The organism is Erwinia sp. 009765445 (genome assembly GCF_058137865.1).
On sequence record NZ_JBYUWC010000001.1, the window covers coordinates 320,149 to 346,666 of the forward strand.

The 26,518-nt window shown below is 52.8% G+C and carries 21 protein-coding genes; 7 read left to right on the forward strand and 14 right to left on the reverse strand.

What is annotated here, in order from left to right:
* Window positions 1-133: 133 nt before the first annotated feature.
* The 11 genes from AC3Y5R_RS01420 to AC3Y5R_RS01470 all read right to left on the reverse strand — a co-directional run bounded on the left by AC3Y5R_RS01420 (window position 134) and on the right by AC3Y5R_RS01470 (window position 15,947).
* Window positions 134-1,120 (reverse strand): D-cysteine desulfhydrase, encoded by a 987-nt coding sequence (locus tag AC3Y5R_RS01420; protein ID WP_489919819.1) that lies wholly within the window; start codon window positions 1,118-1,120, stop codon window positions 134-136.
* Between the two features lie 92 nt (window positions 1,121-1,212).
* Window positions 1,213-1,716, reverse strand: coding sequence for a flagella biosynthesis regulatory protein FliZ (gene fliZ, locus AC3Y5R_RS01425; RefSeq protein ID WP_158784458.1), 504 nt, complete (start codon window positions 1,714-1,716; stop codon window positions 1,213-1,215).
* Between the two features lie 43 nt (window positions 1,717-1,759).
* Entirely contained in the window at window positions 1,760-2,482 is a 723-nt protein-coding gene (locus tag AC3Y5R_RS01430) for an RNA polymerase sigma factor FliA (protein WP_489919820.1), read from the reverse strand.
* A 145-nt stretch (window positions 2,483-2,627) separates the two neighbouring features.
* Window positions 2,628-3,596 (reverse strand): HNH endonuclease signature motif containing protein, encoded by a 969-nt coding sequence (locus tag AC3Y5R_RS01435; RefSeq protein ID WP_489919821.1) that lies wholly within the window; start codon window positions 3,594-3,596, stop codon window positions 2,628-2,630.
* Between the two features lie 112 nt (window positions 3,597-3,708).
* On the reverse strand, window positions 3,709-4,794 hold the full coding sequence (locus tag AC3Y5R_RS01440; RefSeq protein WP_489919822.1) for a class I SAM-dependent methyltransferase: 1,086 nt from the start codon (window positions 4,792-4,794) through the stop codon (window positions 3,709-3,711).
* Window positions 4,795-4,796: 2 nt separating this feature from the next.
* Window positions 4,797-5,249 carry a GNAT family N-acetyltransferase gene (locus tag AC3Y5R_RS01445; RefSeq protein ID WP_489919823.1) on the reverse strand — a complete coding sequence of 151 codons (453 nt, stop codon included), beginning with the start codon at window positions 5,247-5,249 and terminating at the stop codon, window positions 4,797-4,799.
* Window position 5,250: 1 nt separating this feature from the next.
* Entirely contained in the window at window positions 5,251-5,955 is a 705-nt protein-coding gene (locus AC3Y5R_RS01450) for a WbqC family protein (RefSeq protein WP_489919824.1), read from the reverse strand.
* Window positions 5,952-7,124 carry a DegT/DnrJ/EryC1/StrS family aminotransferase gene (locus tag AC3Y5R_RS01455; protein ID WP_489919825.1) on the reverse strand — a complete coding sequence of 391 codons (1,173 nt, stop codon included), beginning with the start codon at window positions 7,122-7,124 and terminating at the stop codon, window positions 5,952-5,954. The genes AC3Y5R_RS01450 and AC3Y5R_RS01455 overlap by 4 nt, the downstream gene beginning before the upstream one ends.
* 91 nt (window positions 7,125-7,215) lie before the next feature.
* Complete coding sequence (locus AC3Y5R_RS01460) at window positions 7,216-10,728, reverse strand: glycosyltransferase (protein WP_489919826.1); 3,513 nt, start codon at window positions 10,726-10,728, stop codon at window positions 7,216-7,218.
* Between the two features lie 198 nt (window positions 10,729-10,926).
* Window positions 10,927-14,454, reverse strand: a complete 3,528-nt coding sequence (locus AC3Y5R_RS01465) for a glycosyltransferase (RefSeq protein ID WP_489919827.1) — start codon at window positions 14,452-14,454, stop codon at window positions 10,927-10,929.
* A 206-nt stretch (window positions 14,455-14,660) separates the two neighbouring features.
* Window positions 14,661-15,947: a FliC/FljB family flagellin gene (locus tag AC3Y5R_RS01470; protein WP_158784449.1), complete on the reverse strand. Its 1,287-nt coding sequence runs from the start codon at window positions 15,945-15,947 to the stop codon at window positions 14,661-14,663.
* 279 nt (window positions 15,948-16,226) lie between these two features.
* Between AC3Y5R_RS01470 and fliD the strand changes: the two genes are divergently transcribed.
* The 3 genes from fliD to fliT are packed head-to-tail and all read left to right on the forward strand — an operon-like array spanning window position 16,227 to window position 18,431.
* Window positions 16,227-17,642, forward strand: coding sequence for a flagellar filament capping protein FliD (gene fliD / locus AC3Y5R_RS01475; protein WP_489919828.1), 1,416 nt, complete (start codon window positions 16,227-16,229; stop codon window positions 17,640-17,642).
* A gap of 12 nt (window positions 17,643-17,654) precedes the next feature.
* On the forward strand, window positions 17,655-18,062 hold the full coding sequence (gene fliS / locus AC3Y5R_RS01480; protein ID WP_489919829.1) for a flagellar export chaperone FliS: 408 nt from the start codon (window positions 17,655-17,657) through the stop codon (window positions 18,060-18,062).
* Complete coding sequence (gene fliT / locus AC3Y5R_RS01485; RefSeq protein ID WP_489919830.1) at window positions 18,063-18,431, forward strand: flagella biosynthesis regulatory protein FliT; 369 nt, start codon at window positions 18,063-18,065, stop codon at window positions 18,429-18,431.
* 92 nt (window positions 18,432-18,523) lie between these two features.
* Here the strand turns inward: fliT and yedD are convergent, their stop codons facing one another.
* Window positions 18,524-19,006, reverse strand: a complete 483-nt coding sequence (gene yedD, locus AC3Y5R_RS01490) for a lipoprotein YedD (RefSeq protein WP_489919831.1) — start codon at window positions 19,004-19,006, stop codon at window positions 18,524-18,526.
* A 231-nt stretch (window positions 19,007-19,237) separates the two neighbouring features.
* Here yedD and AC3Y5R_RS01495 point away from each other — a divergent pair, with 231 nt between their 5' ends.
* The 4 genes from AC3Y5R_RS01495 (at window position 19,238) to AC3Y5R_RS01510 (ending at window position 24,256) form a co-directional block, all read left to right on the forward strand.
* A complete protein-coding gene (locus AC3Y5R_RS01495) occupies window positions 19,238-20,860 on the forward strand; it encodes a methyl-accepting chemotaxis protein (RefSeq protein WP_489919832.1) in 1,623 nt (540 codons plus the stop codon).
* Window positions 20,853-22,151, forward strand: coding sequence for an ABC transporter substrate-binding protein (locus AC3Y5R_RS01500; protein ID WP_489919833.1), 1,299 nt, complete (start codon window positions 20,853-20,855; stop codon window positions 22,149-22,151). The genes AC3Y5R_RS01495 and AC3Y5R_RS01500 overlap by 8 nt, the downstream gene beginning before the upstream one ends.
* Window positions 22,152-22,192: 41 nt before the next feature.
* A complete protein-coding gene (locus tag AC3Y5R_RS01505; RefSeq protein ID WP_158785421.1) occupies window positions 22,193-22,516 on the forward strand; it encodes a DUF6388 family protein in 324 nt (107 codons plus the stop codon).
* Window positions 22,517-22,861: 345 nt separating this feature from the next.
* On the forward strand, window positions 22,862-24,256 hold the full coding sequence (locus AC3Y5R_RS01510) for a GGDEF domain-containing protein (protein WP_489919834.1): 1,395 nt from the start codon (window positions 22,862-22,864) through the stop codon (window positions 24,254-24,256).
* Between the two features lie 26 nt (window positions 24,257-24,282).
* Here AC3Y5R_RS01510 and AC3Y5R_RS01515 read toward each other — a convergent pair whose 3' ends face one another.
* Both AC3Y5R_RS01515 and AC3Y5R_RS01520 read right to left on the reverse strand, forming a co-directional pair.
* Complete coding sequence (locus tag AC3Y5R_RS01515; RefSeq protein WP_489919835.1) at window positions 24,283-24,549, reverse strand: hypothetical protein; 267 nt, start codon at window positions 24,547-24,549, stop codon at window positions 24,283-24,285.
* Between the two features lie 140 nt (window positions 24,550-24,689).
* Window positions 24,690-26,438, reverse strand: a complete 1,749-nt coding sequence (locus AC3Y5R_RS01520) for an amylovoran biosynthesis protein AmsF (RefSeq protein ID WP_489919836.1) — start codon at window positions 26,436-26,438, stop codon at window positions 24,690-24,692.
* Window positions 26,439-26,518: the final 80 nt, after the last annotated feature.

Below are 26,518 nucleotides of genomic sequence, written 5' to 3' on the forward strand. Positions count from 1 at the left end.
GACCACAGGAGGAAATTATTGGCAATTGAGGAAAACCCCGCCCCTTGCAGCATTGGTGAGAGATGACTCCCACGTTAACAGCGCCATTGTAGGGGGCGAATTCGTTCGCCCGGATAGAATAATAAGATCCAGCTTAGACCAAAGAGTGATAAGCGAACAGTGCCGGGGCACCGCCGGTATGCACGAAGACAATTGGGCCTTCCCGGCGGAAGCGGTTCTGGCTGATACCGTCCAGCAAACCAGCCATTGCTTTGCCGGTATAGACCGGGTCGAGGAAGATCCCTTCCAGCCGGGCCAGCAGTTTGATTGCCTCGTTTCCCTCTGCGTTCGGCTCACCATAGCGTGGACCGAAGTAGTCATCCCACAGGGTAATCGGGGCGGAAGCAGTCAGTTCCAGCGAGGCCGCCAGCTGTTGCTGGATCGCGGTGACTTTTGGCAGCTGATCGACCACTTTACGCGAAACCGTCACGCCAACCAGTTCGGTATCGGGCAGCAACTGCTCCAGGCCAACGGCCAGCCCGGCGTGGGTTCCGGCGCTACCGGAAGCCACCACCACTGCAGCAAAATCCACCACGCCTTCGCACTGATGAGCAATTTCCTGTGCACACTCAACGTAGCCCAGCGCGCCCAGCGCATTGGAGCCGCCAAGCGGCACCACATAAGGACGGAAACCCTGTGCCTCAAGCCTGGTAGCCTGCTCTTCCAGCTGTTCATTGGGACTATGCAGGGCATCGACCATCACCACTTCAGCGTCCATCAGCTCAAGCAGCAGGCGATTGCCGTTAGAAAGGTAGTTTTCGGCATCAGTGCCGATGGGGTTTTCCAGCAGGGCCACGCATTTCAGCCCGAGTTTTGCCGCCACGGCGGCCGTCTGGCGCACGTGGTTAGACTGGATGGCGCCAGCCGTCAGCAGCACATCTGCGCCCTGACGCAGGGCATCAGCAGCCAGGAACTCCAGCTTTCGCAGTTTGTTACCGCCCATCGCAACCGGTGTGACATCATCACGCTTAATGAAAATGTCACGCCCGAGATAATCGGACAGACGGGGAAGATGCTCAAGAGGCGTCGGTGCGCCCAGCAGTTCCAGTCGCGGAAAAGAGTGTAAAAGATGTAAGGACAACGAGGCCTCCCAAGTCGGCGCAACAAGTTATCCTTACAGTTTTACAGAAGAACGCTAAAAGGTAACGAAAAAAAGAGGTTGTCATCGCCAACCTAATTGCGCTGCCAGCCTAAAAACTGGTCATATTTGCGTAAAGCAATGCGGTAGTTATTGTTTCCGGCATCCGGCAGGTCATTCTCCAGACATTCGTGCCAGCTGTTACCACTCAATTTTTCCGCAGGGAAGTTGCGGGCTGACAGCATATCGTCAAGGCGACGCAGGCGAACAACATATTCGCGAATGGTACTGTGACTCATCTCGGTCTGCTCAAACAGATATTGTTTAAACGCCATGATGTCGAAATAATTCGGATGGGTATTGCAGTAAATATCACTGCAGAAGCGGCACAATGCCGTCAGCTCATTCTGAAGTTTCAGCCAGACCTGATCGTCGATCAGCTGGTCCATCCGGGCTATGGCTTCTTTATTAATAATCTGGCCGCGAAAGACCAGTGCCATACGGTCCAATATTTTGCCGCAGTGCGAACAATTACTCTGGCTGTGTTTGTAGTCTTTTAAATAACGGCTCAACGGCCTCATTTTAGCTTTGGATCCCATTTTGGAGTCCCCGGTTGGTGTTGAGAGTGCAAAACTGACCCTGTCAGCGCGCTCCCGTTAACCGGGCGCGCAGGCGTTTGATCGCCTGACTGTGCAACTGGCTGACGCGGGATTCCCCGACTTCCAGCACTGCGCCAATCTCTTTCAGATTCAGCTCTTCCTGGTAATAAAGCGTCAGCACCATTTTTTCGCGCTCGGGCAAAGCCTCAATCGCTTCAATGACACGTTCACGAAGATTCCCTTCCATCAACTGGTGCAGCGGGTTAGCTTCTTCATGGCCCTCCGTCACCAGCTCCGCGCTGTCGCCGTGCTCTTCACGAAACTCGTCGTAGGAGAACAACTGGCTGTTATTGGTATCCAGCAGGATTTGACGGTACTCATCCAGAGACACATCCAGCTGCGAAGCCACTTCCTGCTCGGTCGCCGAGCGCCCCAGCGCCTGTTCGACCCGATGCATAGCTCCGGCCACTTCACGCGCATTACGCCGCACGCTGCGGGGAGCCCAGTCACGGCTTCGCAATTCATCCAGCATCGCGCCACGAATTCGCTGTACTGCATAGGTGGTAAAAGCTGTTCCCTGCAGCGCGTCATAGCGCTCCACGGCATTCAACAGCCCGATGCCACCTGCCTGCAGGAGGTCATCCAGCTCCACGCTGGCAGGCAACCTGACCTGTAAGCGAAGCGCTTCATGACGCACCAGTGGCACATATCGCTGCCACAGCGAGTTTTTATCCATCACGCCATCGGCGGTATATAGATCGTTCACTCTGACTACCCTGCGTTAGTTAAGTTATCGGCACGATTATCTGTTTCTGTAGGGTGGATTGATTGGCGGAATAGCGGTAAAAAAGGCGGGTTATTTCAATTTTGCGAAGAAAGGCGGCGGGTTCTCCCTGCCGCCTCGCTGTGTTTCAACGTACGTTTTGCAGCTTCTCACGAGTCGCTACGGGAACCTGCGACCATAAAGCACACACCTTCCCTTCCAGCTCCTGATAAAACGGCATCAGAGTGTGATCTTCCTGCAGCGCGCGACGGAACTGTACCGTACCATTTTGCGCATCAATGCTCAGCCGCCGGCTGGCAAAGAGGCGTTGCAGATCGCTGCGCAGAAACAGGCCATTATCGGTACTGTTATCCAGCATAAAGCCCTGCTCACTTTCGCGCGTGTCGATTTGGCAGGCTTCCACCCAGGGCCATGCATGTTCATCCGTCAGCAACGTACCGGTGATCACACAAGCACCATAACGCTCGCGAACCGCCCGGTTGAACTCCTGATGGCTGGCTCGATGCCAGAGCCGGGCTTTCACCCGCCGCCCTACCTGAGTCCCCTGGATCACCCCGGCCGGTGGCGGCAGCAGCGGCGAAGTCAGCACCACAATAAATTGCAGCTGACGGGAGTATTCAAAGCAGGGTTTCGACTGCCGGTCATACAGCTGCCAGTACTCTTCCTCATCTTCACTGCGCAGCAGCGTAAGCGTATAACCCCGCTGCTGCAGCAGGCTTTGCGCCATGATCGACGCAGGATCAAGCATAGCCAACACCTTGCTCTCACCCATCACCTTCCACGAATTCCAAGGTGCCGGATCGGCAGGACGACGGAAATAGAGAAAGCTTTCCTGGCGAGTCAGATAGTGTTCAAAGCGCTGCAAATAATTTTTCCGTTCATTATCGCTGGCGATAAACAGCAGATCATCCAGCGGGATCTGGCTGTCTTTACTGGCAAAGACCGCACGGATCGTCCAGTTCTTACTGGACGTGGACGGGCTGAGTAAGCCCCGGCTGGTCAGCGATTTATCGTCGGGATAGCGCTGGCTGTAGCGTTCGCTGATTTCATCGAACGACAGCTGCTCCCCGGGTAACAAGTCATAATTGAAGCGCATCGGACACTCCAGAACAGGGATCTACCCACAGTTATTGATCTCTGTGGGTATCGGCAGCTCTGGCTATTTCTGTATGTTTTTTGTAAGGGCTGGCAAATCCGGCAGGAAAGATCTACTTCAACTGAACAAACAGCGTATCGCTGGCAACAAATGATCCCGCCACTCGCGGGTCAGCAATAAGCTCCATCCCCGCCCGTTGTGGCCCATCACCAAAAGACCATTCGTAGTCATCAAGCAGGATCCAGCCACCGGATTTCATGAACGGCATCCAGCTGGCAATGTCTTTTTTCACTTCTTCGTACTTATGGTTTCCATCGATGTGCAGCACAGCTATCTCGCCGGTGATGCAAATCTCACCCAGTTCAGCAGTACGAAGGACACCCGACTGCCGCAGTTCCTGATATTTTACCGCCGCCGCACTGGAGGTATCCCGGATATAGTTAATATTATCCAGCGAGGCGACAGAGGTCAGAAAGCCCTGGAAAACCTGCTCCCAGTCGATCAATTTAACCGCGTCATTCACCAGCTGCGTGCCTTCGCCCTGATCGCTGCTTGGCTGCAGATCCCATGGGTCAATCGAGACAACGCTGCCAAGACCGTGATGTCTGGCAAGGAAAGCCAGTGCGTAAGATGAGCGCCCCCAGAAACAACCTATTTCAACAATATCTCCAGGAACAGCAAGCGTAAACACGCTGGCCAGCGCCAGCAATTTATCGCCGTCACTCTGACCCGGAATGTGATGGAAACCCAGGTTAAGATTGGCATATTGCTTAGTGCGTAAGGGCGGATTAACCGGCTTGCCATACTTTTCACTGGTAATATCACGCAATGCCTGTTCAGCCCATTTTTCTGCCTGGTGATAGTAGTTGTGATGAGCTTTGTGCTGATAATCATTACAGAGCTGGAACCGCTCACCGTAATTATTTTGAGTACGAAGTTTTTTTAAAAAATCCAGCACCACATCATGAGCAGCATAAACGTAGCCAATATCTTCCTGCTCAAGAAGCGCGTGGAAAGCAGGAAGGAAACCCGATTCATTCACAAAAGGAAGATGATATTGCCCGATTACGCTGTCAGCCTCTGCTGCCACAGAAGTGGCTCTGACCACTTCCACACCCAGCGCAGAAACAGTTTTTGCAAACTCTTCGCCATGGGGAATATGGCAAGGGAAGATCAGTACTTTTTTATTTATCACCATTTTCAGGCCTCTGCGGATCGCTGAGATAATGATTTAATCATCATCATTGTGTCTGTTTTTTCATTAAAGGGAATAAACCCCTGTCGCTGATAGAAATGTAATGCTCTGGTATTTTTACTGTTAACTTCAAGGATGATGGCGTTCATTGCCATCAGCTGTGCCAACTGTTCAATATGGCGCATCAGTTTTTGCGCGTGACCAAGCCCATGAAGTTCAGGGCTGACGCTGATGCTGGAAATGAAGGCGCGCTTCAGAGCGCTATCGTTGGCATAAAATGCTGCATATCCCCAGTCCCGCTCTCCGTCCGTGAGAAACAGATTAACGGCGTGGCTGGCCAACTTACCCGCATATCCCCCGATCTCGACCTGATCATGCAATGAAGGAGTGAACGTATCCGCCATTATCATCAGGTAATCACTGATTCTTTGCTTATTATTGTCTCTGATGATTTCCATTTTACATCTCTGATGCGGTGAGCAGTTTTCCTGCAGTTAAATGTTCCCGGCACGTTTGTGGAGAGCAAAACATCAGCATATCGATAATCGACAGACCTGCGACAAATTCTTCTCCCTGCTGCAGATAAGCAGAGAGTGTTGGCTGACAAAATAATAATGAAAGCCCTTCCCGGCTGAAGTCTTCATCCGCGTAAAGCGCTCTTCCACCGGAGGCATTGTGGTAGCACAGGGCTTCGCTCCTCAGGCATAAATCAATAATTCTGTCTGACGCTTTGAGCTGTTTTTCATTAGAAAAATCAGAAGAATAGCGCCACTTGAAAGGTAGCGACAAATAACTGAACACACTGCTGATGCTGCATGCATTCACCGCAGCGACATTTCTGGTGGACAGTTTTATCACCTGCAGAATCATTGGCATTACCGCATCAAAATAGGGCGCAGTCTGGTAACTCTGCCGGATCAGCTGCAAAAATGGCTGATAATTGCCAACATAATCATGCTGATTGATCGCCCGGTTTTGGCTCTGGTTAACCACTGGGAGGCTGAAACGGCAGGATTGTCCCGCCGCCAGAATTGCATTGCGGTTTATATAGCCTTTTTTGATATAGCTGACATCATCGAAAAAGATAAAATTGTCCACACCTGCCGCCAGCTGATAATAGCCCAGATAAGGGAAAAAATAGGGCTGCATAATGGCAATTTTCATTTTCCGTTCACAATATCAATAATTTTGCTGACGATATTATCCGGCAAACCATAAAATACCGGCAGACAAAGTATCCGTGACGCCACATCCTGCGAGGCAATTTTCGGCTCACTGGCGTTGTAAAACTCCAGGGTATCCAGGCTGGGATAGAAATAACGACGGGAAGAGATATTTATCTTCAGCAATTTTTTCTGTACTTCCAGCATCTCAGCGGTATTTTTAAAGACCACCGGATAGTAGGCATAATTGTTGCTAATATCTGCCATTCTTTTCTGTCTGATCACCTGATCGGACAACTCGCGATAATATCGCTGCCAGATCTTTTCACGGCCTTCGATGTTGATCATGTATTCATCGAGTAGACTCAGTCCCATAGCCGCGCTGAATTCGTTCATTTTGGCATTAATCCCTACGGCCTCAACCACATCGGGACCAGTAATACCAAAGTTAATCAGGTGCTTTGCCCGCTCCAGATCTTCCTGATTTTTGAAGATGATCGCCCCACCCTCAATGCAATGGAATATTTTGGTGGCATGGAAACTCAGGGTAGTAGCGTCACCCCATGATAATGCGCTGCCGCCTTTATAACCTACGCCAAAAGCATGGGCACCATCGTAGATAACTTTTAAATGATGCTCTGCAGCTACTGCGGCTATTTTTTCAACTTCACAGATATTGCCAAAAACATGTACCGGGACAATAGCCCGCGTTTGTGGCGTTATTTGCTGTGCAATATGTTCAGGTTTCAGACACCAGCTGGACGGATCGATATCCGCATACACAGGTTTAATGCCTTCCCAGACCAGCGTGCTGCTGGTTGCAGCAAAGCTGAAGGGCGTGGTGACGGCTTCAGCAGGTTGACCCTCAACGGATTGATGAATATTCAGCGCACGGTAAGCGATTTGCAGCGCCAGAGTGCCGTTTGACACCAGCAGTAAATTCCTGACACCGAGAAAGGCCTGCAGCCGCTCAGTCAGCAACTGTACCAGCGGTCCATTGTTAGTGAGCCATCTGCGCTGGTAAATGCCATCAATATAGGCATCCAGCCTTTTGCGATCGGGCAGATAAGGCTGAGCCACTGGAATGACTGTGCCCTGAAAAGGCTCAAACACAGGGTTTACAGGACTTTGTGAGAGATCGTCTGCGCCAACTTTATCAATCAATTTCATTTTTCACCCCTGAGAGTATCCCGTACTCTGCTAATCGGCAGTAGGTTCACAACCTTCTACCTGATCTTTACGTTGTTTGAGCCGGTTAACATTATTCCTGCCAGGCCTTAGCCCAGTGCAGTAAATTATTTCCTGAAAGCATCCAGTTCTGTTCAACAACAGCCTGTAGTTCCCGCCCCTGACTTGCACTACCGGAGAGATCGCTGAGATGACTGCGCAGCGCATCACGCCAGTCTTTAAAACGGTTTCTGACGCGCGTCACCGGCAGCTCATCCTGTAAACAGCGCACATCACTGCAGATCACCGGAATGGCACAGGCGCCATACTCCAGCAATTTCTGGTTGTTTTTACTGAGGCTGAGGAAATTGTCTTCCAGCGGCACTACCGCCAGATCGAGATTTAACGATGCCAGCCGCTGAGCATAAAGCTCCGGAACGCCCTGCACGTGGACTTCATGGACATAAGGCCGCAGAGAGTCAGGACAGGAACCGAAAATGACCCATTCAACCTTACCGGCGAACTCCCGAATAAGATCGGAGATAACGTTTAAGTCGTGAGCATCATCCGCAGTACCTGACCAGCCAACCCGGGGGCTCTGTCCACGGTTACGGTAGCTGTACAGCCCACTCCAGCTGGCCACTGGCAGCCGTGCTGGCAGGTGAACGATGTCACGGTGGCCCCCTTCCAGCGCTTCGGCCAGTCCGGCGGAAGAGACAATGACCCGATCAACATGGCTGAGCGTCATCTTCAACCGGGCGATGGCCTCATTTTTAAGTTCATGTCGGTAATGATTCTTCAATCCCAGCGTCGGAACGGTTTGATCGAGCCAGTACACTTTGAACAATCGCTCAATGCGGTGAAGCTTTTCAACATACTGATGGAAAGCGGCAGAAGAGTGATGTTGCAGGATAAGTGTGTCAGGCTGGTACTGCGCCAGCCTGGCAAGAACGGGTAATTCAGCAAGAGTGATGCCGGTGGCAATCCCCTGCTGCTGCATGACTTTGAACGCTTCACGGATCCGCCAGCTGACATCTGCTGATGTCTCATCAGTGAGGGCAAAAAAGGTCGGCACCGCAAGACCGGCAAGGGGTTTCCAGCTGGTCAGGCTTTGCGCCTCCATTTCAAAGGTTTTACTTTTAAACGACAAATTGCTGTTATAAGCAGGATCGCGGGCAATCAGTGGCTGCCACCGTTGGTACATAATATCCTGCTCCGCGCTGAGCTGAGTCTCACTTTCCACCAGCGTGTTTTCAACGCTACTGCGCAGAATTCGCGCATGGGGAGTCCAGACAGTTAAATACCCTCGTTCACGAAGACGCAGGCAGAAGTCGACATCATCATAGCGATCGAGGGAGGTATCAAAACCCTCTACCGCCAGCAACGCCTCTTTGCGAACCAGCATGAAGTTACCGGAGACGGCACTGTAGTTTTGCTCCAGGCGCAGACGATTCATCATCGTCAGCTGCTGTTCAACCGCACCACTGAAGACCTCACCCACCAGCCCGTCAATTCCCAGCACATACCCGGCATGATGGATCCGCCCGGCTGGCGTAAGCTGTCTGCCACCGACAATGCCCACTTCTGGCCGTTGGGCATGATTAAGGAGGTTATCCAGCCAGTATTCATCACTGACCGCCAGTTCAGCATGCATATAAAGCAGATATTCACCGCTGGCCACGCCGACAGCCAGGTTGCTCATACCACTGCGCTGAAACTTGTTCGGGAAAGCACAGACTTTAATGCCGCTGCCTTCAAGGCGGCCAATTTCGCTCAGCCAGCTGTCGCGGGCAGGCGAGCTCTGGTTGTCCGCGACAATGATCAGCTCATAGTGCGGATAACGGGTCCTCTCCATGATGCTGGTCAGGCAACCAATCAGCGAGGGAAGATGGCTGCCAGCCAGAATAACGATGCTGACCAGCGGCTTATGCAGATGATGGTAATGAACACGGTAGTGACCGCTCTCATCACAGCTGATCTCCGCGTCCGGGAACCCGCGCTGGTGAATATGGCGCTGGATCACGGTCATTTCCTCTGCGGGATCGCCCTTCTTGCTGCTGGTCAGCAGTAAAGGTTCAGGCAGATGGCCGATGGAGGCAAAACCGGTGCTTTCAATCAGCTTGAGGATCAGGGCCAGTTCAGCAGCCTTGCCACAACTTTCATCCAATCCTCCGGCAGCCAACAGCAGGTCGCGGCGGAACAGCCAATGATGTGCCATGGTTGCTGGTGAACTCAGGAACAGATCAAGATTGAAATCGGGGCGTGACAGGCAGGCGGAAGGACCGCTGCCTGCCATAATCACTTCGTCTCCATACAGCGCCAGTAAATCGCCAGCCTGCGGCAATGAGGTCGAAAGTGACGTCAGCCCTGAAGCAGTAAATTTATCGCCTGCCTGCAGGAACATGAACCAGTTACTGTCATTACTCTTAATGACGGTATTGAGATCGCTCAGATAGCGATCGCTGTCCGTCAAAACCACCGCCGTCTCAACAAGCGGAAGCGACTCTTCTCCCATCACGATCGGGGTGACTTGCAATCCTGTACGAGGATGCTGCCGGACAGAGGCAAGCGTCTGCTCAATGGCGGCCAGGCTACTTTCCAGCGCAGCAATAACCACCACCAGCTGAACAGTGGCAGGATTAGCCGCATGATGCCGATCAATCAGCTCCTGCTGCGCAGGCGTCAGCTTACGTACATCCAGCCAGCTGAAAAACTCACTTGCCGCAAAATTACGCAACATGGCAGCCGTGACATCTGTCCAGTGCAATTTGTGAAGATCGGAAATCGGTGCAACCCTGATCTTACCTTTAAACAGCTCATCAGGTCTCGCCCATCCCAACGCGAGTAAATGCTGGGGTAATTTCAGATGGCTGTGTCCGGCACGCCGGTCCTTATCCCGCCCCATCTGGCTGACCTGTTCATCCGTGATGCGGAAGAAAGAAAGCGGTTCCACCAGATATGCCAGGTCACCTTTACGCAAAATTTTCAGGTAGATGGTCAGATCACCGAGGAAATACATCATCTCCCCGTTAAGGCGATACAGCAGATCTTCACTGGCGACCATTTCCAGTAAATCTTCACGGCGCATCAGTACGCAGGTCGGTTCACCAATAAAATTGCTGATGCAACCTACTGTAAAATTAATGATGTCCAGCCCTTTCATCACGCTGTCAACACTGACCGGAAGGCTGTTTGTCGGGATATCGCTGAGCCGCTCTCCCACCGCATCTATCCGGTGGCGTCGTGAAGTAGCCATCACCACGTCTGGCCCGGCACTCATGGCCTTAACCAATTCACTGACACAATTGGTTGCCAGCAAATCATCATCAAAAAGAAATTTGATATATTTGCCCCGGCTTTCGGTGATGCACTGTATGCAGTTCTGCTCTTCACCCAACGCAGGAACATTATGGATATAACGCAGTGGATGACGGGATGAAGACTGATAACGACTGACAATATCGCTGATAAACAGCGTCGGGCAGTCGTCACTGACGATAATTTCGCAATGAGGATAATCCTGATCGAGGGCGCTTTTCAGCGCGGCTTCGAACCAGGTTGTTTTATAAGAAGGAATAACAATGCTGACGAGCGCTGGCTCTGCCATGATTCACCTGTTCTCATTCTTTCTGGATCGCTTGGGCTACCAGGGAAGTTGCCGGTGTAAATGACACCAAATAATGCCCACTTTAGCCTGAGGAAAGGCAATTCAATGTGTGCAATAAAGGTCATAAACGTCGCTATTCCGCCCGTTAACTCAAATGCAGCCTTACGGCTGCATCTTTCCTGATACCGTGCGGTCAGATCAGTTCGCCGTCCAGGCTTTCAGCCAGCGGGCAGCATTGTCACCGGACAGCATCCAGTCGCGCTTCAGCCGGGCCTGCAGCTCGTCGCCCATTCTGGCACTGGCATCCAGATCGTTCAGGTGCATACGGATCGCATCACGCCAGTCTTTGAAGCGATTACGCACGCGAGTCACCGGTAAATCACCGCGGTAGCACTCCACGTCACTGCAGATGACCGGTACGCCACAGGCACCGTATTCCATCAGGCGCAGGTTGCTCTTGCAGGAGTTGAAGATATTTTCCTCAACCGGTGCCAACGCTAAATCCAGATTTAACGCGGCCAGCGTGGCCGGGTAAATTTCAATATCCACGCCATAGTGCAGCTCATGGACGTAGGGGCGTAATTTATGCGGACACATGCCCATAAATACCCACTCCACTTCATTGGCGAACTCCTTCACCACATCAACGATCATCTCCAGATCGCCGGTGTGGCTTGACCCTCCCGCCCAGCCGACACGCGGTTTTTTGCCCTGACGGCGCTGACTTTGCAGGTTGCCCCACCACTGTACCGGCAGGTGGTTTTGCATCACCACGATCTCACTGTGCATGCCTTTGAAGGCTTCAGCCAGTGGCTCGGTTGACACCACAAAGCGGTCAAAAAAGCCCAGACTGCGGCGCATTTTTTTCCACATGTCCTGTCTGAAATCTTTGTGGTGATGGTTTTTTATCGGCACATTGAGGATGTAGTCGTCCAGCTCGTACACCTTGAATATCTCAGTAGCAGCCACCACCGGTGCCATCCAGTTCTGGAATATTTCGGAGTAACGTCGCTGAATAACCAGGCTGTCCGGCTTGTGCTGCGCCAGTTCTGCAACCGACAGCAGACGATTGTGCAGCTTGCCATTGGCCATGCCCTCTTTCTGCATGGCGTTGAACGGAGCAATGATTCGATAGTGTCCGCACCCGGCCATGTCGGCATGGTTGGCAAGGATCGTCGGCACTCCCGGGCGGTTAACCGGGGACCAGCATTGCGCGCTGTCACTGTTAAGATCGAACTGACGGCTTTTCAGGGAAAGGTTGGCATTAAACGCCGGATCGTTAGCGATCATCGGCATCCAGCGCCGGTAAAATCTCGAGTCCTCTTCCTGCTTAAGGGTTTTAGCCGCCTGGGCGCTCTCCCCCTGGAACGGGTTCTGGCGGGCAGCCGGACGCAGTATGCGCGCATACGGTGTCCACACCGTCATATAGCCCTGCTCGCGCGCCCGCAGGCAGAAATCGACATCATCGTACAGCTGGCTGCTGGTATCGAATCCGCCGATCGCCTCATAAACTTCGCGGCGCACCAGCATAAAATCACCCGAGACAGCACTGTAGTTCTGATCAAGTTGCAGACGGCCCAGATAGCTGTCCTGATCGTCTGGCATACCGCGAAAAGCATCGCCAACCGCACCGTTCATCCCCAGCAAATATCCGGCATGGCGAATACGGTTCTGGGAATTGAGCTGTTTGCCCCCCACAATCCCCACTTCCGGACGCTGGGCATGGTTAAGCAAGTTGTCCAGCCATTCCCCTTCCGTCACTGCCAGCTCACAATGCAGGAAAGCCAGATATTCCCCACGGGCTGCGGTAGCCGCCAGATTGCTCATCCCGGCATGCTGCCAGCTCTGCGGATAATGCATCACCTTGATCCTTTCAGGATCGACACTGGCAATACTGCCCAGCCAGTTTTCCCGTTCAGCGCTTTGCTGATTATCCGCCACGATAATCATTTCATAATTCAGATAGCGGGTTTTCTCCAGCAGCGTGGTAACAGAGGTGATCAGTGAGGGCAAATGCCAGTTAGCCAGGATAATCAGCGAGACCAGCGGCTGATGCGCATGCTGGTAACGCAGGCGGTAGTTGCCAAATTTATCCAGTGCCACCTGGCCTTCCGGATAACCCCGGTTGGTGAGATGGCGTCGCAGAATCTCAGCATCTTCGGCTAATGCACGCAATTTCAGTGAGGTCTTCAGCAGAGGTTCAGACAGGTGGCCGATCACATCAAAGCCCTGGCTTTCAATCAGTTTAGTGATCAGGTCAAACTCACAGGAGGCCGGGTAAGCCGCATCGAATCCTTCAGCAGCGGCCAGAAGTTCACGGCGGAACAGCCAGTGCTGAGCGAGGGTTTTGGGTGAGCTGAGGAACATGTCAAGGTTGAAGTCAGGCCGGAATGAGATGCCGCCGGGTTGCCCTTCAATGGCAAAAAATTCATCAGCGAACAGAGCCAGCGCATTACCCGCCTGGTGTAGTGAGGTGGAAAGCGCAATCAGGCCGGAAGGCAGAAAAGTCGTTCCGGCATCAACAAAAATAAACCAGTCTTCGGTCCGTTCAGCCAGCACGCTGTTGATCACCGTTAAGCGGTTTTCATCCGTGGCCGGATAACACGGAATGCCTGACAGATCCGCACCGGTCTCTCCCACAATAATAGTATTTAAAATCAAAACCCTGTTGTCAGCACTAATGATACTGGCTACCGTCTCCTCTACCTTATTCCGGGTTTCTGCTGTTGCGGTAATGACGACACCAATGCTTATCGGGCCGCCATTTTCCTGCGCAATATGGGCAATGTACTCCTGCTCAAAAGGTTTGAGCTTGCGCTGTGCCAGCCAGCCGGTCATCTCGCCCTGAATAAAGTTGTTGTAATGCTGCTGGCTGAAGTTCTGGAACTCAAAAACGTCCGGAGTCGACAGCCCGGCAACTCTCACCATGTTGTGGGATCTTTCAGCCTGGCTGAACCAGCCTTGATGGCGAAGATAATGGAAAAGCTTGTCGCGGTTAACGACAACTTTTTCTTCGTTATCACGCTGCCCCGGCTGTTGATAAACAGTGGAAACGCGGATGGTGCACAGAGGCTCGTTAACCCAGCCGAGCAGGTTGCCCGGCAACAATTTTGCGTAGAGCGTCAGCGCTTCCACTTCCAGCAGTTTTTCATCATTAACAGTGAAAAATCCCCCCTCCCGGGTAATCAGGGACGTTAGATCTGCCCGACGGAATAATGCGACGCTCAGCTCACCGACAACGTTAAATCTGAGCGTGCAAAGTTGCCGCAACAGATCTTCTCCGTTAATCAGGCTGTCAGCAGTAACCAGAGAGGAGTTAGACAAAATATCCGGCAGGCGATTATTCAGGCAGTCTTCACGAACGCGACGGGTCACCGCGACGGAGACCTTTTCATCAACTTCCATCACGGCCAGCAATTTACTGACCGCATCCGGTGCCAGCCAGTCGGCATCCGCAAGGAATTTTATGTATTCGCCCTGCGCTTCCTGCACCGCGTTTTCATACACCCCTTCCTGATCTTTCGGATGGTTGTAAAAACGTATTGGATGGCCCGGCTTATCGAGATAAGGGGCAGCAATACTCTGGATGTATTTATCTATGCTGTTGTCAGCAATCAGAATTTCACACTGCGGGTGCTCCTGAGCAAGGGCGCTTTTCAATGCCTGTTCAAAATAAGTGGGAATGCGCGCAATAATAATAATGCTGACTAAGGCTGGCCTGGACATAACAGATATGCTCCCGGAGGGCTAAAATCCCAGTCTGTAAAGGGTTCTGGGAGTAAAATGTTTTTTTTATCTTAACGACAAAAGTCAAATTCAATCGCGGGAGAAAGTGGGTAAAAGCAGGGTATTCCGGAAGTTTGCTTTCCAGATTTCGGCCATAAAAAAACCCCGCCGGAGCGGGGTTTACAGGGAGATTAACTCGCTGGTTATTAGCCCTGCAGCAGAGACAGGACCTGCTGTGGAACCTGGTTAGCTTTCGCCAACACGGAGTTACCAGCCTGCTGAATAATCTGTGCTTTGGACAGATTCGACACTTCCGTCGCGTAGTCGGCATCCTGAATTCGGGATTGCGCTTCCGACAGGTTAGTGGTGGTGTTGTTCAGGTTGGTGATAGCAGAATCCAGTCGGTTCTGTACCGCACCCAGGCTTGAACGGAACTTATCAACCTGTGCAATCGCTTTGTCCAGCAGAGCCAGCGGATCGGAAGTTGAAGTACCGGTGTACACGTTGGCGTTGCCAGAGTCAGAGATATCGTCGATATCGCTGGTACCAGTAGTTGCAGAGTCACCGCCGTTAACGATGCTGCCTGAAGACACAGAGTAGTCTTTGCCCTGTACAGAAACGAAGCCGACTGCGTTGCCGTTGGCATCTGCGCCAACTTTGATTGCCTGACCGGTCATCACACCTGAAGAGACGCCGTTTTTGCTGTCAGAATAGTCAACTTCAGTGGTGTTCAGTTCAATTTTACCGCTGGTGCCAACAGACACAGAGTAGTTGTCGCTGCCAGAAGAAACAACGTAGGTACCGGTTGCTTTGCCATCGCTCCCCAGCACGCTATGCAGAGACAGGCCAGAAGCCGCAACACCCAGATCTTTAGCCACGTCGCTCAGGTCGACGGTAGACATTGCGCCAGAACCGGAAGCATCGCCAACCTGAGTAATGTTGTCGCCCAGGCTCAGGGAGTTTTTGTCTACAGAGAAGCCTTTCAGGCCCAGAGTAGAAGAGTCAATTTTCTGCAGGTCAACAGTGATGGTTTCGCCATCGTTAGAACCAACCTGGATTTTCATGGTGCCGTCTTTAGCCAGCACGTTCACGCCGTTGAACTGAGTCTGACCAGATACGCGGTCAATTTCGTCCAGACGGGATTTGATTTCGTCCTGGATTGAAGACAGGTCGGAATCAGAGTTGGTGCCGTTCTGTGCCTGTACGGTCAGTTCACGAACACGCTGTAAGTTGTTGTTGATTTCTGACAGTGCGCCTTCAGTAGTCTGCGCAGCAGAGATACCGTCGTTGGCGTTACGAGCAGCCTGAGTCAGGCCGTTGATGTTAGAGGTGAAGCGGTTAGCAATTGCCTGGCCAGCGGCGTCATCTTTCGCGCTGTTGATACGCAGACCAGAAGACAGGCGCTCAATAGAAGTAGACAGAGCAGACTGGTTCTTGTTGATGTTGTTCTGAGTGATCAGCGAGAGGCTGTTGGTATTGATTACTTGTGCCATGATAAAGTTTCCTATTAAAATCGAATCTGTTAAAGGTGGTTGGGCTTATTTGCCGCCCGGCTTCATCGCCGTCAATGTTGTTATCGTCTGTGTCCAGGCAACCTTTAGATTTTTTTTAGTGCCGGGCAAAAAATTTTTCACCACCCCTACTCTTCGAAATATCCCTCTTTATTACCGCTATTCGCTTCATTGTCCCGAATCAATTAATCGTAAACTTTGCTCATGACTGGCCGATAACCACGTAGTTCACTCTCCGTGTTGACTACATAAGGAAACATTATGGCTTCTATATCTACATTGGGAATCGGCTCGGGTCTCGATCTTGCCAGTATTCTGGACAGCCTGAAAGCGTCAGAGAAAGCCGCGTTAACCCCTATTTCAACGCAGCAGTCTTCTTATACTGCAAAGCTGAGTGCCTACGGCACGTTGAAAAGCGCACTGACCACCTTTCAGACGGCTAACAGCACGCTGAATAACGCTGACCTTTTTTCTTCAACCGCTGCGTCCAGCACCACCACCGCCTTCAGCGCGACCACGGCATCCGGTGCGGTTGCCGGGAAATACACCATCAGCGTGTCGCAGCTTGCTACGGCTCAGACGCTAACTTCCGGTGTACAGACGACTAACAACACCGCGATTGCCAGCTCTGACAGCACCATTACTATTCAGCAGGGTGGCGACGCCAAGCCAGTAACCATCTCTCTGGCTGCAGGCAACTCTTCTCTGACCGGTATTCGTGATGCGATCAATAAAGCGGACGCAGGCGTTACCGCCAGTATCATCAAGACCGGCGACGGCAGCTATCGTCTGTCAATGACGTCGAACGATACCGGTACTGACAATGCGATGACCATTGCGGTTAGCGGTGACAGTACGCTGCAGAGCTTTATGACTTACGACGGCACTTCCAGCAGCAATATGACGCAAAGCGTGGCGGCAAAGAATGCCGAGCTGACAGTCAATAATGTGCCGATTGAAAACAGCAGCAACACCATCAGTGATGCTCTGGAAGGGATCACACTGAACCTGAATGATGTCACCTCTGGCAACCAGAGCCTGACCATCACCAAAGACACTTCAGGTGCTTCAAGCGCGATCACCAACTGGGTGAATGCTTATAACACCCTGCAGGATCAGTTCTCCAGCCTGACGAAATATACTGCGGTGGCAGTTGGCGCAGATGCGCAGGATTCCAGCAACGGCGCACTGGTTGGCGACAGTACTCTGCGCACCATACAGTCACAGCTGAAAAGTATGCTGACTAACGCTCAGAGTTCATCAACCTATAAATCTCTGGCGCAGATCGGCGTCACCAGCGATCCGTCAACGGGATCGCTGTCAATCGACTCCACCGCGCTCTCAACGGCTTTAGATAAAGATCCGGACGGCATCAAAGAGATGATTGTTGGCGACGGCAAAGAAACCGGGATCGCCACCACTATCGGCTCTAACCTGACCAGCTGGTTGTCCTCTACCGGCATTTTGCAGGCGGCAACGGATGGCGTCAGTAAGACGCTGAACAATCTGACCGATCAGTACAATGCGCAGAACACCCGAATTAATGACATGATTGCCCGTTACCAAACCCAGTTTACCGCGCTGGATGTGTTGATGAGCAAACTTAACAGCACCAGCAGCTATCTGACGTCGCAATTCAGTACTTCAAGCAGTTCTACAAGCAGTACCTCATCTTAATAAGGAGACAAAATGTATAGCGCAAGCGGCATCAAAGCCTATGCAAAAGTAGGGGTGGAAAGCGCAGTGATGAGCGCCAGCCCCGACCAACTGGTCACGCTGCTGTTTGACGGGGCGCTCAGCGCCCTGGTTCGTGCCCGGTTGTTTTTGCAGGACGGCAACACGGCTGGCAAAGGAGAATCTCTCTCCAAAGCCATCAACATTATTGAAAACGGGTTGAGAAAAGGCCTGGAAGAGAACAGCGGCGACGAGCTGGCTGACAACCTCGCCTCACTGTATCGCTATATGGTGCATCGCCTGCTGCAGGCTAATCTGCACAATGACGGGGAAGCCATTCAGGAAGTCGAAGGGTTGCTGCGCAACATCGCCGATGCCTGGAAAGAAGTTTCCGGAACCACAGCTCTTCAGGATGCCGTTTAAATGAATATTGCTCCGCACATGCTTGCGATCTACCAACAATTGTTAGTGCTCAGCCAGTCTATGTTACGCCTGGCCACCGAGGGCAGCTGGGAAGAGTTGATTGAAATGGAAGTCGATTATGTCAGTGCGGTAGAAAAACTGGCGGAATGCACACAGCATACCCCCGTTCCGGCCCACGTACAGGATCAGTTACGTCCTGTGCTGCGCCATATTCTTGATAACGAAGCCGAAGTGAAAAGCCTGCTGCAGGCGCGGATGACCGAGCTCTCCTCGCTAATCGGACAGGCCACACGGCAGAAATCTGTAAACAAAGCCTATACCCGGGTCCAGGCCAATATTCTGTTCCCTGAAGGCCCCTACAGTGCATAAAAGCCCCTGTATGGTATGAATTTGACCAACACCTTCCAGCGGGTCAGAACGGCATAAAATACATCCATTCTGGCCCGCGCTTTATGGTGTGATTAAGCCTTGCCGTTTTTCAACATCGATTTGTGATGGCTTTTGCCTGTTGAAGGCTGCTTTGGCTGTGCAGCAGGTTTGTCATTGACGTGTTTAAGCGCATCCTGACATTCAGTTGTTGGCTGGTGGACTCTTTGCATAACCAGCTTGTCGTAATGCAATTCGCCACCTTCCAGCTCCAGCGGCATCACCCTTGCAGCGTTGTTAACGTTAACCCAGTCACCGCTCAGCTGCGTGACTTTGCCCGGCTTGGCGATCACCCGCTGCCACTGGCGGCAATCGAGCGTATCCCCTTCGGCGGTAATTATCAGGTTGGCTATTGCCTCTTTACTGACCAGGCCTTTCTGCGGCCCCATGGTCTGCCAGTTGCCAACCAGATTTGCCGGTGGCGGGGTTTTTACCACGCTCTGGTAATTGGGTATCTGGGCACAACCTGTCAGCGCCAGGCTGGCGGTGGCGGCTGCGGCTAAAATCCACTTTTTCATTTTCAGTTCCTGACTCATCGACCAGGCGCTACGTTATAATTTCTTCCCAGCCACCGCAAGCAGCACAAGCCCAACCCCGGTGAATTACTCGCTGCTGAAACGATGCAGCAAAATAATAACAATTATAACTTAAAGTTTACACTCTCATCAGCCGATAGCCTTCCAGAGAGGGGGTAATCCCTCACGGTGATTATCAACCTGCGCGATGTACATTAACTGGGGAAAGTTGTTATGCGTCTGACTATCCGCGCCCGCCTGATTGGCATTGTGGGCCTGCTGTGTATTCTGCTTATCATCGCCGCAGTATGGGGCATCATCGGTTTACGGGCCGCCGACCAGCGGGCGGTGACCACCTATCGCACCGAACTGTTGCCGCTGCAAACTACCTCGCGACTGTTCCGGACGGCACAGCTTCAGTCCTCCACTCTGTTCGAAGCGCTGCGCTACTGGACGGACCCGACCGAAGTGGACAAACGTCTGCAGAAAATCAGCCAGTATGCTGCGCAGATCGCTGATGACCGCAACAGTTTTAAAAATATGCCGCGCATTACGGGCACCGAAGCCGTCAGCAACAAGCTGCTGGCCGATCTGGACGACTGGCAGGCAGCGCTGGGCGAGGCAGGAAGCCAACTGAAGGCCGGTAACCCATCCGCCGCGCTGGTGATTGTGGAAACCCGCCTGAAAAGCGGCAGTGAAGCCCTGCAACAGGGGATCGACAGCCTGGATCGGCAGATGCGCCAGCATGCCGAAAAAAATTACGCCGACAGCGCAAGCTCTTACGTGCTGGCCCGCAACAGCCTGATAGCGATCCTTGCCGGGGGGCTGTGCCTGGCACTGATTGCCGGCTGGCTGCTGGTTCGCTCGATTGCCCGCTCGGTATCGGATGCCCGCCGCCTGGCAGAGTCAATCGCGGACGGGCAGTTAGATCATCACATCACCCACTTCTCGAAAGATGAGATGGGCGAACTGATGCGTTCGCTGGCCACCATGGATATCAGGCTTTCCGACATCGTGCGTGAAGTGGGCGAAAGTGCGGTTGCGCTGAATGACGCGGCGCGGCAGATGGCCGAAGGCAATGATGATTTGTCTGAACGAACCCATACTCAGGCCAGCTCGCTGGAACAGACCGCCGCCAGCATGGAACAGATGACGGCGACCGTTAAGCACAATGCCGATAACGCCGCTCAGGCTAACGAACTGGCCGTCACCGTGCGGGAACAGGCACAACGGGGCAGTAAAGTACTGAATGACGCGGTTGTCGCCATGCAGGAAATTGAATCCTCCAGTAAACGCATCGCCGATATTAACCGGGTGATTGATGAGATCGCCTTCCAGACCAACCTGCTGGCGCTGAACGCCGCGGTAGAAGCCGCCCGTGCTGGCGAACAGGGCCGGGGCTTTGCCGTGGTGGCGGCAGAAGTGCGTCAGTTGGCTCAGCGATCGTCCAAAGCTGCGCAGGAGATTAAAGAGCTGATCCAGGCCAGCGTCAGTAAAGTGGACACCGGCAGCACGCTGGTGCTGCGTTCCGGTGAGATGCTGGAAGAGATCAACGGCGGCGTGGCGCGCGTGGTGGATATCGTCGGTGAAATTGCCATTGCCAGCCGCGAGCAGTCCAGCGGCATCGATCAGGTTAACGTGGCGGTAATCCAGATGGACAGCGCCACCCAGCAGAACGCCGCGCTGGTGGAAGAAGCCACCGCCGCCAGCCAGACCGTCAGCCAGCATGCCGGACTGCTGGTAGAAAAAATGGCCTTCTTCCATCTGCAGGATGGTGGAAACAGTGAAGTGTCCGCCGTGGCCCGGAGTCTGTCACAGGCCGAACCCGCGATGAATCTGAGGAGCCGCTATGCGTAAATCCGCCCTGCTGGCCCTGATGCTGACGCTCCCCTTTGCCACACTGGCCGACACCACCGTAACAATCGCCACCATTGCCAACGGGGATATGAGCATCATGCAGCAGCTCTCCGGCGACTTTGAAAAAAGTCATCCGGGCGTGCATCTTAAGTTGCAGATCATGAGTGAAGCCGAACTGCGCCGACAGAATATGGAGGCTATGAGCAGCGGGAAGCCGGGCTTCGATGTGATAACCGTCGGGACTTATGAGGCACCGCTGTGGGGAAAACGTGGCTGGCTGACCCCGCTAAACTCGCTGCCTGCCGATTATCAGGCAGAAGATCTGCTCAAACCGGTGCGTAAGGCTCTGTCCTGGAACGATACGCTGTACGCCCTGCCTTTCTACGGCGAAAGCAGCATGACCTATTATCGTAAGGATCTGTTGGCGGAAAAAGGCCTGATCATGCCCGACGATCCCAACTGGAGCGATATTAAACGGCTGGCGGCAAAACTGAACGACCGGCAGAAAGGTATTTACGGCCTGTGCCTGCGCGGCAGTCCGGGTTGGGGCGACAATATGGCCATCATCGATACCATGGCCAACAGCTACGGCGCACAGTGGTTTGATGATAACTGGAAAGCCATGCTGGACAGCACCGAATGGCGCGAAGTTTTGCAGGATTACGTGCAGATGGTGCACGATTACGGCCCGGCTGATACGCCAAAAAACAGTTTCGGCGAGATCCTGAGGCTGTTTGCTCAGGGGAAATGCGCCATGTGGGTAGACAGCACGGTGGCCGCTTCCCTGTTGATTAATCCGCAGATTTCACTGGTGGCGGACAAAATTGATTTTGCTCCCGCCCCCGGCGAACTGACCCGCAACGGCTCGAACTGGCTCTGGGCCTGGGCGCTGGCGCTCCCCAGTAACGCCCCCAACAAACAGCAGGCGGTCGAATTTATCAGTTGGGCAACTTCCCGTGCCTATATCAATCAGGTGGCACAGACCGTCGGCTGGGGCGCGGTGCCTCCCGGCAGCCGTATTTCAACTTATCAGCAGGCGAGCTACCTCAAGCTAGCGCCATACGCGCAGCGTGTGCGTTCAGCCGTGGAGAGTGCCAGTGTTGAGCAACCCACCCTGATGCCTGTCCCCTATCAGGGCGTGCAGTACGTCAGCATCCCCGGCTTTGATCAGATGGGCAATACCGTGGGTGAGCAGATTGCTGAACTGCTGCAGGGAAAACTGACGCTGGATGAAACGCTGAGTAAAAATCAGCAGGCAGTCACGCGCATCTATGCTGAAACACCGCGATAAGTGTACACTGGCGCGCATTATCAGCTGCCGGACTTGTTGTGATGAAGACCATTGAAGAGTATTACGCTGCAGCCACCGCTCTGTTCCTGGAAGCGCACCCGGAGATCAAGGCAGGAATCGCTGATTTGCAGGAAGAAGATGCGGCAAAGCTCGGTATGACCCTGCCTCAGCTGCAGGCGATGCAAACCGATCGGGCTTATGCCGCCTTCACCCGCGAGAAAAAACTGGACGGCATGCTGTTCGCCATCCAGCTGGCAGAACCGGATAAAGAGGTGGCTGCCCAGGCTATTGAGGGCTATCTGCGTGGACATGCCACCGCGCTGGGCATGAGTTGGGAAGAATTTTGTATCAAAAACGAATTGTAGCGTTCACTGAAAACACTTTCATCGCGTCGGATTGTTCCGGCGCTTATTAATCCCCTCGATTTTCCGGCCAAAACCAGCCAGTAAGCCGCTCCCTTTTGCCTTATTTCAGTGCCATTTCTGTTAAGAATGCTCCCAAACAGAAAGTACCAGTATATTATCGTTCGAAAAGCGAAACTGTTTACGATATATATGCGACACTCTCCTTACCGGGTTAAGCAATTTAGTTAAGGTTATTTAACTTTCCGGACGATTGTATTTTAAAAGCCGCGAGGATATCCTGATAAGCATCAGCATGCGTGCCGCATCCTGCCTTAGTAATACCCTGTAAGAGCCCAGAGCCAGAACATGCAACTAAATAAATATAAGATTAACCAGGTTATATTCCTCTTTTTTCTCGCATTGTGTTTAGCCACGCTGGGTCTGCACTGTCGTTCTTACACCGCACTGTCCCTTTTCTGGCCCTGTAACGCTATTCTGCTGGGATTGCTGGTCCGTTTTCCCCAGCTGGATGCTGTCCGTCTGCTGCCCGCTATGTATATTGGCATGGTGCTGGCCGACGTGCTGTATGGCACCCCTTTTATTACCTCTCTGGGATTAGATGCGGCTAATATCGTCTTTATTGCCGTGGGCTATGCTGTTCTGCTGACCACTCATTTTACCCGGCCCTGGCCGCGTCGCCTGCAGGCATTAATCCGGATATTTCCGGCGTCCATTTTTGCTGCCGGAGCCTGTGCTGTCGTCGGCAGTCTCACCAGCCAGCACTATTTTCATGACGACCTGGTGAAAGGCTGGATCTCCTGGTTCTGCGAACAGTTCTCCACCTCGATACTGATGCTGCCAGTGGTGATTACCCTGCCCCGTCGCGATGAATTGCCGCAGCTGGTGAAAGATCTGAAAGAGTCTTCACTGCTGCCGCTGCTGTCGCTGGTGATTTCCACCGTAGCCGGGATTTACGTTGGCGGAGGCGGAAGCCTGATCTTCCCTCTGCCAGCCCTGATGTGGTGCGCCATCAGCTATCCGATCTTCTTTACCTGCCTGCTGACCATGGTGACCGGCATTGCCGAAATTATTCTGGTTGCCAGTAACGTGCTGAATATTCAGTGCTCGGATGACTTCTTCCGTATCGACAGCCTTGCCTCAGCGCGCCTGGGCGTGGCGGCGATGACCATCAGTCCGTTGATCGTTGCGCTCAGCAGCACTGCCAATAAAAAGCTGGTCGCCCGCATTACCAGGCGCGCCGATTATGATTTCCTGACTGGCGCATTAACCCGCAGCGGCCTTTCATCGCGGCTTGATGCTATTGCCGCGCGCCGGGACAAGCAGAATGTGTTTTTTGGCGCGGCGTTTGTGATTGATATCGATCGCTTTAAAAATATCAATGATACCTATGGTCATGCAGCCGGGGATTATGTGCTGGCTAAAACGGTGGAGCGTATCCGCCTGTCGTTGCAGCAGACCGCCATCATCAGCCGGATGGGGGGAGAAGAGTTTCTGGTATTGATCGAGGGGATTTCACAGCCACGTGCCTACCTTCTGGCAGACCGTCTGCGGCAGAGCGTTGAGCAGCACTGCATTATGCTTAACGATCAGGATTTAAGCGTGACGGTAAGTATTGGCATCAGCACGCTGAATATCATTGACGCCACCAGCCTGGATGAATCAATTAAAACCGCAGATGAACAGCTTTATATCGCCAAAACCAGTGGCAGAAACCGCGTCAGTCCTGAGTTTGTACTGTAGTACACTGGTCGGACCGACGCGAAAACTCAGACCTCGTTATCGATGCGGTTAGCCTCGATATCGATGTCCTGAATGGCCTTATCCAGCTCATCCAGCAACTTGCCCTGCATGGTCAGCAGATCGTTGATCCGCCCCGCATACTCATCATGTTTGTATTCGCCCTGGTCAAAGGCCAGCCAGTGCGTTGAAAGCGTTTCCGTATTGGATTGTGCATAGTGGCGCATTTCTTTTAACTGCGAAGTCACATCACGGAAATGGTCGGTCTGAGATTTGCGTTCTTCTGTATCACTCATGCATTTATCCTTTTATGGTTAAAAAAGCACTCATAATTTCCGACCGTAAGCGGTAGCGAAAGTTCATAACACTTTTTTAACCAATCGCAGAAACCACTGAAAAAGGCCGCCATTACTGGCGGCCAATGCCATTTTACCGGCTAAAAATAGGCGATTTTGCGGTCTGTACCGTTGATATTGACGGTGACATACCCTGCCGGTGTCGTGGTTGACGGCGCGGTCGCGACAGACGTTGCCATGGTTAATACTCCTTTTTCGTTCGCACCAATCCCTGCCAGTCCGTTGTGCAGGCTCATACGCGCATTTGGCGATGTTGTTCCGATAGTGGTGGTGTCCGTCACTTCGCTCAGATCCGGAGAAAAAATGCAGCATTCGCCAGACTCGAAGCGGCTTGGCCCGGTCGACTTCAGGTTAAAGACCATATCGCCGCTGGCCGCTTTCAGCTTCACCCAGATTTCCGCGTAGGTAAACCCAATCCGGTTAAGCTTAACGTCCAGCACCGCAGGCAGACCTTTATGCTGAATGTCAGCGTAGATCGCCGTCGAGCAGCGCGAGATATTCAGCCAGGTCAGACAGGAGGCCATCGCGCTGATCGGGCTACCCGCCGTGCCGCTGAGCACATCGTTGGTGTTTTTACTGATCATCTCAACAATCCACTGCTGATTGTCCTTCGGCAGATTCACCTTGCCAAGCTTGTACCACTTGTCGCTGGTGGAGGTATTAGTCACCTTGTAACCGGTATACCAGCCCGCCTTCATCGACCCGCTCATCACCGTGCCGTAGTTCTCGTCACGACGCCAGCCGTACTCATAGCCGGACAGCCAGCGAGTGGTGTCCGCCCCCAGATTAACTGCCCCGCCTGACTGCAGGTTGAGCTGACGGATCTGCACCCGCCCGTTCAGCATGTTCAGCGGGTTGGCACAATCTTCCAGGCTTAGCGCATCCACCAGCCACTGCCCTTCACTCATATTACCGGGGAAACGGGTATGCTCGATCCACACATTGCGCAGCACCCCCTGAGTCACTCGTGGCATATAGAGCGTGGCATCACCGTAACCGGTCTGGAAGTTAGCATTTGACAGTTCGATAGCCGTTGAGTGATCCCACGCTCCGGCAGCAGTATCTGACCAGCCCACATCCAGAACCCTGGCGTAAGTGTGCAGGGTGTAGATCTGGTCGATTTTGGTATCCAGCGTATCCAGCAGTTTGATCACCGTGCCGCCGCTGCCCTGTGTGCGAAAGCAGTTGATTACCACAGACTCTCCGGCCACCATGGTATTTTGAAAGAAGGGCTGCTGGTTAGAACACATCGCCGCAGTAATCGCCCCCGTATTGGTGGTGATATCCGCCGTGGCCTGGCCGTTCCAGCAAATCCCCTTGATGGTCGTTCTTCGCGCCTGAACTTTGAAAACGGGTGAAGTCGACTTGTCAGAGATAATGGTGGTGCGCGGAATTCCTCCGTGCGGATTGTAGTCGCCCAGGATATAAAAAAACACAATCTCCGAAGCGGACAAATCAACCGGATGAATAAGAAACTTCCCGGCGGGAAAGCGCACGGGAATATCCCGCATATTGCTGCTGAAATTTTGTGCCCAGTTGATCATCAGCTTAAAAGCACCGCTGTCATCCGTAGTGCCATCACCTTTTGCACCAAAGTGATAGAGGTTTACCTCATCGGGATCGTTGATCACCCGTTTCCAGTAAAAGCCGCTACCGGCCGCGACGGTGCCGGAATCATCCGCCGGTGGAGTAGTTGTAACAAAGCCGACAAAATCTCCCCCACCATGGAAGGTGGAATCTTTATCATAATAACGACGAAGCATCGCCAGATCGCCAGATTTGGTTGGCGCAGTGGTGCGCAGTTCAGCAAATGAATTAACTTCAATCATAATAACCTCCGCGGTAATAAGCCGGGGCTTATCACCAGTAGTGAATAGTCAGTAAGGGATGGATTCGGTATTGAAATGAG